This is a genomic window from Gardnerella sp. DNF01141 (assembly GCF_049244255.1).
In the GTDB taxonomy this organism is placed as follows: domain Bacteria; phylum Actinomycetota; class Actinomycetes; order Actinomycetales; family Bifidobacteriaceae; genus Bifidobacterium; species Bifidobacterium vaginale_E.
In genome coordinates this window covers 741,909-753,711 of record NZ_CP058391.1, presented here as the reverse complement: position 1 = coordinate 753,711, position 11,803 = coordinate 741,909, and the positions used below count along the sequence as shown (strand labels likewise).

General features: G+C 47.2%; 8 protein-coding genes. 7 read left to right on the top strand and 1 reads right to left on the bottom strand.

What is annotated here, in order from left to right; translation table 11 throughout:
- Nucleotides 1-291: 291 nt before the first annotated feature.
- Nucleotides 292-1,209 (top strand): Abi family protein, encoded by a 918-nt coding sequence (locus tag HXT35_RS02735; RefSeq protein WP_004129117.1) that lies wholly within the window; start codon nt 292-294, stop codon nt 1,207-1,209.
- A 404-nt stretch (nt 1,210-1,613) separates the two neighbouring features.
- Nucleotides 1,614-3,056, top strand: a complete 1,443-nt coding sequence (locus HXT35_RS02730) for a coiled-coil domain-containing protein (RefSeq protein ID WP_004129113.1) — start codon at nt 1,614-1,616, stop codon at nt 3,054-3,056.
- A 133-nt stretch (nt 3,057-3,189) separates the two neighbouring features.
- Here the strand turns inward: HXT35_RS02730 and HXT35_RS02725 are convergent, their stop codons facing one another.
- The gene (locus HXT35_RS02725; protein ID WP_004129111.1) at nt 3,190-4,131 is read right to left on the bottom strand and encodes an AEC family transporter; all 942 of its coding nucleotides are present in this window, start codon (nt 4,129-4,131) and stop codon (nt 3,190-3,192) included.
- Between the two features lie 449 nt (nt 4,132-4,580).
- Between HXT35_RS02725 and HXT35_RS02720 the strand changes: the two genes are divergently transcribed.
- From HXT35_RS02720 to proB, 5 genes are all read left to right on the top strand, one after another.
- On the top strand, nt 4,581-7,850 hold the full coding sequence (locus HXT35_RS02720) for an Rne/Rng family ribonuclease (RefSeq protein ID WP_421788351.1): 3,270 nt from the start codon (nt 4,581-4,583) through the stop codon (nt 7,848-7,850).
- Nucleotides 7,851-8,040: 190 nt separating this feature from the next.
- A complete protein-coding gene (gene rplU, locus HXT35_RS02715; protein WP_004129104.1) occupies nt 8,041-8,349 on the top strand; it encodes a 50S ribosomal protein L21 in 309 nt (102 codons plus the stop codon).
- Between the two features lie 33 nt (nt 8,350-8,382).
- Nucleotides 8,383-8,634, top strand: a complete 252-nt coding sequence (gene rpmA / locus HXT35_RS02710; protein ID WP_004133764.1) for a 50S ribosomal protein L27 — start codon at nt 8,383-8,385, stop codon at nt 8,632-8,634.
- Between the two features lie 259 nt (nt 8,635-8,893).
- Nucleotides 8,894-10,576: a GTPase ObgE gene (obgE, locus tag HXT35_RS02705; protein ID WP_004128622.1), complete on the top strand. Its 1,683-nt coding sequence runs from the start codon at nt 8,894-8,896 to the stop codon at nt 10,574-10,576.
- Between the two features lie 20 nt (nt 10,577-10,596).
- Entirely contained in the window at nt 10,597-11,742 is a 1,146-nt protein-coding gene (proB, locus tag HXT35_RS02700; RefSeq protein ID WP_004128620.1) for a glutamate 5-kinase, read from the top strand.
- Nucleotides 11,743-11,803: the final 61 nt, after the last annotated feature.

The window sequence follows — 11,803 nt, the reverse complement described above, 5'->3', positions numbered from 1 at the left end:
AATCCATATAGCAAAACAGTAGTGTTTTCAATGGTTTTGCGTTAATTAATAAATACTTTTATATGTCGCCCGCGTTTGTTTCTTTTTGCTCATGTTAGTAATTTGTGGCTTAAACAGTGTGCATTTAAGAGAAGAATCTGTGAGTGAATGTACTATTTTCGAGTAATTAGGAGTCGTGAGTGATGGGGACTGGCTACTGGCGTGTTGTGTAGGCGACCTGTTATGCTTTAAACATCATGACCGGTTCCGCTCGAAAGAGTCCAGGGCCGGTTTTCTTTATGTGAGGTTAGCGTGTCTGAAAAGCCAACGAAGACGTTTAAGACGTATGACCAGCAAATTGAGCTTCTGAAGAGTCGCGGAATGAAAATACGGGATGAGTCTCGTGCTGCTGATCTTATCAAAAATATTAATTATTATCGCTTATCTGGGTATTGGTATCCGTTTAGGAAATTATTGCCCGGTGAGGATGTTGCGAGAAGAAGTGACACTTTTAGAAGCGATGCAGATTTTGATGATGTGATTAGGATATATAACTTTGATCAATCTCTTCGTACTTGTGTGTTTGCATGTATGGCTCCGATTGAGACGGCATTGAGAGCATCGCTTGGTCATCAACTTGGGAAGACTGATCCGCTTATACATCTCAAAGAAGATTTGTTGGAAGCAAGTAGTAAAGAGTATGAGCTATGGAGAGAAAAATATAACCGAACTCTGCAGGATTCAAGGGATGATTTTGTTAAGCATCATAAGCTGTATTACAGCGGGAAGCTTCCTATATGGGTTGCTACAGAAATGCTAGATTGGGGTTCTCTATCTTATTTGTATGGATTCTCCCCAATAAATGATCAGAACGCTATTGCTGATGAGTTTGGTTTAACAGCTGTAGAGATGAAGAGTTGGTTGAAATCGCTCAATCTTCTTCGTAATAGGGCAGCGCACCACGGTCGTATGTTTAATAACGTTTTTTCTGCGCCTAGAAAGCCGCGTACTGCTAAGCAGGTTGGCCAAGTTATGGAAGCGAATGTGGATTCTGTTGATCGTTGTTTCGTTGAGCTAACTCTTGTTCAATATTTTTTGCTGAAGACTGGAATTGGAAATCTGAGGTTACTTCCATCTGTTTTGAGAGGCTATCCAAATATTGAGTGTCTTCCGATTAGTGTTACAGGTGCTCCTTTCGATTGGCAAGATTTTGAACTATGGAGTTATTAGCTTTATATACACTAATTTTTTTTTAAGCTGCTGATTTCCCAGCTTTCCTGGTACGAAGCAGATTTATGCTGATGCTTTGAATGGTAAGTTTAGTCCTGCTGCTAAGGCTTCTGCTAAGGCTGAAGATGCGGCGGCTCTAGATATTTGCCTTAAGGTAGCTGCAATCTGGAAATAGGTTTTCTATTTTTAATGGTTTGATGGTGTGCTAGTTTGAGCAAAGTTTGTGTAAAAAATGACGTGCGTTTTGTGTGAAAATCTTGATTTTGCTTAGGGGGGGGGTATATTACCCACCGTATACATTATTTTTAGTTTATAGAAGTCGAAATTTCGTTTAAGCTTAATGCGATTTTTGGCTCTTAGATTCTCCCACGTTATTCGTGAAGAGAAAGAATAGAGGATGAGTTATGTTAAATAAGAAAGCGATTGCTGCTTTCGCTGCCGCTGCAACGCTGGTTTCTGGACTAGCGCTTGCTGTGCCTGCGGCTTCTACTGTGTTTGCTGTGCAATCACAATCTTCTACAAATCCAAGCACGAATGTGCAACAGAATGATGGCGCTATTAGTGATGCAGATTTTGAGAAGGCTCAAGCTGAAGCCGATAAGAAGGCTGAGAATACGTTTTCGTTGAAGCAGAAGGCAGAAGATAATGTTAAAGCCTTGCAGGAAAAGGTTAAGAATGCTACTGGTGACGATAAGCTAAAGCTTCAAGAACAGTTGGATAATGCTCAAAAGATTGCCGACGCTTTCAAAGTGTTGAACGATAAGGCTGTGAGCTTGGTTAGAGCTTATGCTAATGCGGAAAAAATTCGCAATTCTGTTAAGGATATTGAAGCTGATGTTAAAAACACTCAAGCCAGGCTTGACAAATTAACAAAGAACTCGGCAGCATACAATAATGCGGCTGAAGAGCTTAAAGGGCTTCAGGGACAGCTTAAAACCGTGCCGGATCTCCTAAAAGAGGCTAATGAGGGTATTACTAAGGCTAAGGAAGAACTCGTAAAGCAGGAAAAGCAAACTAAGGAACTTCAACAAGAGCATGAGACTCCGGAGCATAAGAATCCGGAGCATAAGAATCCGGAGGTGGCTCCAGAGCATAAGAATCCCGAGCATAAGACTCCGGAGCATGAGAATCCGGAGGTGGCTCCGGAGCATGAGAATCCGGAGGTGGCTCCGGAGCATAAGAATCCAGCTCCAAAGCCGGTGACTCCTGTGACGCCTCATCGTGATAACCCATCGGTTACCCCGTCTGTTACGCCATCGGATGACACTCCATCTGTAACAACTCCATCTGCTGATGTTCCATCTGCAACGACTACGTCGTCTGCTCCTGCATCAACTCCTGCTGCGACGACTCCACATGCTGGTATTCCTGCTGCTCCAGCTTCTGTTGCTGACTTGTTGCCAGGGTTGAAGGGCATGCTTACGGTTGGCGCTAATAATGTTGCCGTTGCTGGCGCTGTTAACAGAGTGACTTTGAACATTTCTAACAACCAGACGGTCATTGATTGGTTGAATAGTAATCATCACGACCGTGCTTATGCGTTCATTTACTCTAGCCCACGTCTTCTTAAGGGTGTTAATGGTGCTGATTATATGACTGTTACTCGCACGACTAATGGTAAGCTTCAGTTTGATGTCATGTTCCCAGCTGGCTATTCTGGCAAGCATACGGTTGTTTTTGTTGATGATAAGGGCAATCAGCTTGGTTGGACGAATATTACTGTAACGAATGGTACTGCTGCTCAGGGTGAAGGATTGCCTAAGACTGGCGTTGGTATTGCTTTGATTGTTTTGACTGCTAGCGTTTTGGCTGGTGCTGGTGCAGCGTTCCGTAAGATTCGTAGCTAATACCGCTTGTATTTAGTGCTGAATGGTGCTGAATACAGTAGAGACTAATATAAAAAGGCCTTTGTGCGTAATGCGTGCAAGGGACTTTTTATATTCTTGGATTGCGCGTGATTGCGCTTGGAGCGAGAATTAGTTACCCCAAAATGGCGGCGATTACAGCTATGCAAATCGGGCTGGTAACTGTGGAAAACAGTATTCCGTCGCGAGCGAAACTTAAGCCAACGTTGTATCTAGCAGCATAATTGTAAACGTTTTGGCCTGTTGGAAGCGCGGCTAACACAACGCACGCGTACAAAGTCGCCCCGCGAAAACCCATCACAAAGTAAGCCAGCAAAAACGCAATAATTGGCATAATCAAATTCTTCAGCACTGCAACCGTTGCAATCGCAGCGCGATTTGAATTCTTCTGCAAAGGTCTACTTCCGTAAAGCGACATGCCGAAAGCCATCAAAATCATAGGAACTGCAGAATCGCCAATCATTTTAATAGGATCGTATAAAAAATTCGGCACAGGAAAATATCCGACTTTAGCTGAAATTGCAGAAATCACAATTCCGCCAAGAGATCCAATTAAAAGCGGCTGCTTCAAAGGCTGCTGAGCAATACGCTTAAGCGAGAATTTGCCGGTAGTCGTGATGTCAAGAACCGTCAAGCCAACAGGAGTAAAAACGGCCTGTTGCATAACCAAAATTGGCGCTACGAGTGCAGGATTTCCAAGAATATAAGTTGCAACCGGCAATCCAATATTATTGGAATTTAAGTAAAGCGAATTAAGCGCGCCAATTGTGCAGTCGGCTGCAGGAAGGTGGAAAAATATGCGGTTAAGCAGTACGAACGCAAGTCCAACAATCATTGCAGAAAAGAATGCAACAAAAATTGAAGAATGAAAAATCTCAAAAATAGGCTCTTTAGAAAGAATTGCGAACATTAAGCAAGGGCTGGAAACGAAGAAACTTACTCGATTTAGCACCATTTGAGCTTGAGAGCCGCCAATGTGAAGGCGAGCGGTAATATAGCCGGCAAGAATCACAATGCCAATTACGCAAAAGCCTTGCATAGCGCTGATTAAGCCCATTTCCTGCCTCCAAAGGGTATCCAAAATAGTATCCCAAATAGTATTTCCAAATAGTAAGTAGTGCGCAAATATATTCGCACAAACCTCTGCTGCAACTATAGGAGCGATACGCAACTTTTGTGCGTGCGCAACGATTTGTATTAGTGCAGATAGTAGCGCGCGCGTGGTTTTGCTGCTTTTGGCTTAAAAGTAACGTTGTAAATTTTAATATTCAGTAAATTGGATATTTGACTCGGCAATATGGCATACTAGAGAGCGGTGGCACTGCAAGCCGCCAGGCGATTGATGGCGTCGATCCCCTCGTGAGTGTTTTCCGAGGCTGGCGTCCGCCGTCGCGCAATTAGACTTTGTAGAGAGCTTTGGGGTGGCTCGTGTGCGTGCGTGTTCATCTTAAAGCCAGGGATGCGAGGCGATTGCAGCGTTTCGTGAGGAGCATAGTGCCCAGAATAATGAGAGAACGCTTCAATGAATCTGAAGCTGAAAATAGTATAACTGTGTCTAAAAATCCGGTTGCGGCTAAAGACGCTAAAAATGTTAAAGATGCTAAAGATGTGTCGTTTGTTGGCGCGTCTACTACAGGTATAACTGCTGGTTCTGCTGGTTCTGCTGGTTCTGCTGGTTCTGCTGGAGTTGTGCGTCGTCGCCGCGGTCGTCGTGTGACGCGTGGTGCTGGTGCCGCCGGCGAAGCAATGGAATTGAAGGTAGAAGAGTCGAGCGCGAAGATTTTTAATAGCGGCGTTGATAGCGGCGATAATAATCGCAACAATGCCAGCACTAATGCCAGCACTAGTGCCAGCGCTAATAGTCGCACTAATAACGTTAAAAGTCGTGCAGAAAGCCATGTTGACAGCAAGGTTGACAGCAACGTCGACAGTCATGCTGACAGCCACACGTCATCTCGCCCTATTACTTCTTTGCTGTTCCAAGAGCCTGTTTTGCCTGCTCATGTTAATAGTGGGAATGAAAGCGAACGTTTGCGCGCAGATTCCAGCGATGATTCCCGTGCAGATTCGCGTTCGTCTTCTCGTTCGTCTTCTCGTTCGTCTTCTCGCGCGGATTTGCGTCATGATTCGCGCGCAAATTCTCGTGAGGATGCACGTTCTGATTCTCAATCGGATTTTGAAGACGAATCTGAAAACAGTGCGAATGAGCGTCAAAGCCGTCGCAATAATCGTAATCGCAATGAATCTTCTCAAAAAAGCCAACGTTCTCGCCGCTCGCGTCGTCTGAATGCGGTTGAGCGTCGAGCTGCTGCCGAAGTCGAGCAAATTGAAGAGGATCTTGCGTACGACGATATTGTTTATGCGCCTATTGATACTCAAATCGATGAAACTCTTGATGTTAGCGATATTTTAGATAGCGACGATCGCAACGATGGTAGCGACAGCAGTGATCGCAGTGATCGCAACGACCGCAGAAACAGAGGAAATCTTCGCAATCGAAGGAATCGCGGCAATAGCGATGACCGCAGCGACAGCAGTGACAATCGCAGCGACCGCGGCGACATTCGAGATGATAATCAAGACAGTAATGATGATGGTCAAGATGATGATCAGGATGTTGGCTTGCGTCGTCGCCGTCGTATTCGCGACTCGTCAAGCAGCATTTTTGATGAAGATGACGATGAGGGAATGATAACGCGTCGTCGTCGCCGTCGTCGTTCTTCGCGCGAAAATCTTGACGAAGTACCTCAGGAAGATCGCGATTTAATCCCAGATCCAGAAGAACTTCGCGCTCAAGACGAAGAAGAAACGCTGTACACGCGTCGTCGCCGTCGTCGCCGCTCTAAGTCTTCGGATGATTCCGCAGCTTCGTCGCAATCGCAGTCTTCGCAGTCGTCGTTGTCTTCCTCGGATGATTCATTTGCTTCTTCCCGCTTAAGTAGCGACGATTTATCTTCTAGGCGCTCTCGCAAGCAGCAGTATATTGACGAAATTACGGATATTGAGGGCTCTACTAGGCTTGAAGCAAAGCGCCAGCGTCGTCGAGACAATCGCCGCGAGCGCAGCCGTCAAAACTTAATTATGGAGCAGGATTTCCTTGCTCGTCGCGAAAATGTTGATCGTTTGATGGTGGTTCGCGAGCGCGATCGTCACACGCAAATTTCCGTTATTGAAGACAATATTCTTGTTGAACACTACGTTTCCGATATTCAAGAAGTTGCAACCGTTGGCAATATTTATCTTGGTCGTATTCAAAACGTGCTTCCAAGCATGGAAGCTGCGTTTGTGGATATTGGTCAGGCTCGAAATGGCGTGCTTTATGCTGGCGAAGTCAACTGGGATATGACGCGTTTGGAAGGCCAGCCTCGCAGAATTGAGCTTGCTTTTAAGTCCGGAGATCCTGTGCTTGTTCAGGTTACTAAGGATCCGATTGGCCACAAGGGTGCTCGACTAACTTCGCAAGTAACTCTTGCTGGTCGTTTCCTTGTGCTTGTTCCTTCTGGCGGAATGACGGGCGTAAGTCGCAAGCTTTCAGATCGTGAGCGCTCGCGTTTGCGCGCTATTGTTTCTAAGATTGCTCCAAAAGATATGGGCATTATTATCCGTACTGCTGCTGAGGGTGCAAGCGAAGAGGCAATTCAAAAGGATCTTGAATCGCTTGTTAAGCAGTGGGATCGCATTGAGGCAAAGCGCGAGGAGTATTTGCACGGCAAGCGTCCTAAGCTGCTTCAAGGCGAGCCGGATGTGGCTATTCGTGTTGTTCGAGATATTTTTAACGATGACTTCCAGAAGCTTATTGTTGAAGGCGATGGCGTACACCAGCGTATTAACGAATATCTTGAAATGATGGCACCTGATTTGTTGAGCAAGGTTGAGTATTGGGATCCTGCTGAGCATGAAGGGAAAGATATTTTCGACAAGTGGCAGATTGATAGCCAGCTGCGCAAGGGTATGGAGCGTCAAGTTTACTTGCAGTCGGGCGGATCGATTGTTATTGATCGAACTGAAGCTATGACTACGATTGACGTTAATACTGGTCGTTTTATTGGACGCGGTAAGTCTTTGGAAGAAACGGTTACTCGCTGTAATTTGGAAGCTTCCGAAGAAATTGCGCGACAGTTGCGTTTGCGCGATATTGGCGGCATGGTAATGATTGATTACGTTGACATGGTTATGCCAGCCAACCGTGATTTGGTGTTGCGAAGACTGCTTGAGTGCTTGGCGCGCGATAGAACTAAGCATCAGGTTGCTGAAGTTACTTCGCTTGGTCTTGTGCAAATGACGCGTAAGCGTGTTGGACAGGGCTTAGTTGAAGCCTTCTCGGAGGAATGCCCAACGTGCAAGGGTCGTGGATTTATTCTGCACGACGAACCGACGGTTTCTTCAGAATATGCCGACCCTTATGCGCTTAAGGGTGGCGATCCGTTTGTGAAAACGAACAAGTATGGTCATGGAACTTCTACTGTTGCTCCAGAGCCTCAAAAGCAGCAGGGTTCTAGTGCTGAAGTGCGTGCTAAGCTTGCGCGTATTGCTGCAGCGTCCGCAATTAGTGAATCTATAGAATCCGCTGAAAATGCTGAAAATGCTGAAAATGCTGGAAATGTAGAATCTGCGGAAAGTGTGGAAAATGCGGAAGTAATTGAAACTAAAGAAACTGCTAATTTCGCAGAAAATGCGGAATCTACCGAATCTGTAGAATCTACCGAATCTACTGAACCTGCAAAAACTGAAGAATATACGGAATATACAGAATATAGAGAGCCTACGGAGTATTAATAATCTTAAGGATAATCTATTAAGTATATGCCTTGAGTACAATATTGAATATTGTCTGCATTGCCCAATGAAACTAACCACTTGACGTTAGTACATGGGTGGGTGTATTTTTGATAGTCGGTGTCTTGCCGCGCGCATTTTGCTGTGCGCAAGACAGAAGTAAGCTTTCAATTGAGCTAAGGAACGAATTATGTACGCGATTGTGAAGGCCGGTGGCCATCAAGAGAAGGTCGAGGTTGGCGACGCCATTCTCGTGAACCGTCTCGATGCGAAGAAGGGCGATACCGTGGAATTCCCGGTCGCGCTCGTTGTTGACGGTGCTAAGGTGACCTTAAGCGCCAAGGATCTTGCTAAGATCACGGTGAAGGCAGAAGTCTTGAACGACGAAGCCAAGGGCCCAAAGATTAGCATTATGAAGTTTAAGAACAAGACTGGTGTGGCTCGTCGCAAGGGTCATCGCCAGAAGTTGACTCTCGTCAAGATCACGGCCATCGCCTGATTGACGGTGTTATAAACCTGAAAGGACAGTGAGATGGCACATAAGAAGGGTGCGTCTAGCTCGCGCAACGGTCGCGACTCGCAAGCGCAATATCTTGGTGTGAAGAAGTTCGGCGGTGAAGCTGTTGTGGCTGGCAACATTATCGTTCGTCAGCGCGGCACTAAGTTCCACGCCGGTCAGAATGTTGCTTTGGGCAAGGATCACACGCTGTACGCTTTGACGGACGGCAATGTGAAGTTCGGCATTCGTCGCGACCGCAAGGTTGTTGACGTTGTTACCGCCTGAGTGACAGATTAGTCTTCTAGCCGCACCCAATTCGGTGCGGCTTTTTTGTTCTCGCATATTTACTAGCGTTTGTGCTCCAAACGTGGGGAAGTTGTCTCGCGTTTGGAGGGTTTTGGTTGGTGTGGCGCTCCAAACGTGGGGAATCCATCTCGCGTTTGGAGTGTTGAGGCGTGTCTGGCACTCCAAACGCCGTATAAATTTCCGTCAAATGTTTTCGTAGCTTCGAAATTAAGTGTTTAGCTTCGAGTAAGGTAGCAGTATGAGTGATTTTGTAGATCGCGTAACAGTGCACGTGAAGGGTGGCGACGGCGGCAATGGTTCCGCTGGAGTCCGTCGCGAAAAGTACAAGCCATTGGCTGGACCTAATGGCGGCAATGGTGGTGACGGCGGTTCAGTTATTTTTGTAGCAGACCGCAATGCAAACAGCTTACTCGACTATCGTTTTATGCCTCATCGCACAGCAGAGAATGGCACGATGGGCTTGGGTGATACTAAAGACGGTTCAAAAGGCGCGGATTTGGTGCTTCCTGTGCCTGTTGGAACTGTTGTTTTTACAGCGCGCGGTGCTGCAGGCTCTCAAAAGCGTCCGGGCGAAGTTTTGGCGGATTTGCGTCATGTTGGGGATAAATTCGTTGTAGCTCAAGGCGGTGCCGGCGGTCTTGGTAACGCAGCTTTGGCAAATAAAGTACGACGTGCTCCAGGTTTTGCTCTTTTGGGCGAGCCTGGCGAAGAGCGCGACGTAATTTTGGAACTCAAATCTATTGCAGACGTAGCTTTAGTCGGCTTCCCATCTGCAGGAAAATCAAGCTTAGTCGCATCAATTAGTGCAGCCAAACCAAAAATTGCAGACTATCCGTTTACTACTTTGGTGCCAAATCTTGGCGTAGTAAGTTTCGGAAACTATCGTTACACAATTGCGGACGTTCCAGGTTTAATTCCGGGAGCTTCTGAAGGCAAAGGCTTAGGTCTTGAGTTTTTGCGTCATATTGAGCGTACGGAAATTATTGCGCACGTAATTGATTGCGCAACTCTTGAGCCAAATCGCGATCCAATTAGCGACTATAACGCTCTTGAACATGAGCTTGCGCAATACGCTAACAAACTTGAACTTCCGTTGGGCGCAATCCCAATTCCGGAGCGTCCGCGCATTATTATTCTTAACAAAGTCGATGTTCCTGAAGCTAAAGAATTGGCTGATTTTGTGCGCGGCGAGTTTGAGAAAATGGGATTGACTGTATTTGAGATTTCTACAGCATCTCACGAAGGCTTGAAAGAGCTTGGTTTTGCGCTTGGTCGACTTGTTGAAAAGATGCGTGAGAAGCTCGCTGCCGAGGAAGCGGCTCGCGAAGAAGAGCGCGTTGTTATTCAGCCTCTTGAGCAGCCGGCTTCGACTTTGCGCAGACGTCGCGATGATGGTCGCGGAAACAGTTCGGACTTTGAAATTAAGCGCGAAGAAGACAGAAATGGTGATTTTTGGTTCACTGTAACCGGTACCAAGCCGGAGCGCTGGGTTGTGCAAACGAATTTTGACAACGACGAAGCCGTAGGCTACTTGGCGGATCGTTTGGCAAAGCTTGGTGTTGAGGATGAGCTTCGTAAAAAGGGCGCGCGTCCGGGAGATGAAATTCGCATTGGCACTGGCAATCACATGGTTTGCTTCGACTGGGATCCAAGCATTGCAGCCGGTGCGGAAGGATTGGACGGCGCTAACTTGGGTGCGCGCGGTAAAGATTTGCGACTTGAAGCGAACGATCCTCGCGGCGCAAGACGCACGAATGCAGAGCGTCGACGCGATTATCACAGCATGATGGACGCTAAATCTGCGGTTCGAGAAGCGATGATGGCTGAGCGAAAGTCGGGACATTGGGCGGATCCTTCTGTGGACGACGATCGTCATGACGAAAATAGCTTATTTGGGCGCGGCGAAGAGCAGGAAAACTAGCGGAATCAAGGGGGAATTTTATGAGTAATCCGGAAATTGAACTTACCGAAGACGGGGTTCGGTGTTCAATCCGCGAGGCGCGCACAATTGTTGTGAAAGTAGGCTCAAGCTCTCTTACAGACGCATCTGGGTGGCTGGATGTGCAAAAGTTGCGTGCTCTTGTTTCTGCAATTAGTCACGCGCAAATGCAAGGTGCTCGAATTGTTCTTGTGTCTTCTGGCGCAATTGCCGCGGGCTTTGGACTACTTGGTTTTGCGGAGCGTCCAAAAGATGTGCCAACTCAGCAGGCCACGGCTTCGGTTGGTCAAGGCTTGCTTATGGCACAATATGAAGCAGCATTTTCGCAATTTGGTTTCAGAGTAGGGCAGATGTTACTGACGGCAGACGTTACTATTTCGCCATCTCGCTACCGTAACGCGCAGCGCACAATGACGCGTTTGCTGGAACTTGGCGTAATCCCAATCGTAAACGAAAACGATGCGCTTTCTAGCAACGAAATTCGCTTCGGTGACAACGATAGACTTGCAGCTATTGTGGCAAATATTGTGCGTGCAGAAGCGCTTGTGCTGCTTACAGATGTGGATTCGCTTTATACTGCGCCGCCTAGCGAGCCTGGTGCAAAACGAGTGAGCTTTGTGCCGGATGTGACGCGCGCTTTAGAAGAAGTGAAGGTTGGTGCAAGTGTTTCGGGAGTAGGCACTGGGGGTATGGTGACGAAGCTGGAAGCCGCGCATGTGGCGGCAGTTTCAGGTATTCCAACCGTGCTTACTTGTGCTGGAAACGCAGGGCCGGCTCTTGCTGGAGATGTTGTTGGAACTGCGTTTGCTCCGGTTCATACGCGCGATTCTGCTAGGCGACTTTGGATTGGGTTTGCGTCACATCCTCACGGAACGCTGGTGGTTGATGAGGGTGCTGCTAAGGCTGTGCGCGGCGGACGTGCGAGCCTTCTTGCGGCTGGTATTGTGCGTGTTTGCGGAGAGTTTTCGGCAACGGATCCGGTGTGGATTGACGACGAGCAGGGAAATCACTTGGCAAAAGGTTTAGTGGCTTTTGATGCTGAGGAGATTCCGGAGATTATGGGGCGCACAAGCGACGAGCTTGAGGAGTCGCTTGGCAGGCAGTATGCGCATCCGGTGGTGCATCGCGACAATCTTGTGCTTGTGTAATTAGCTGCAGCTACATTTGCCGGGAATTTTCCGGCAAATGTGGTCAAATGCTTCCGAAACG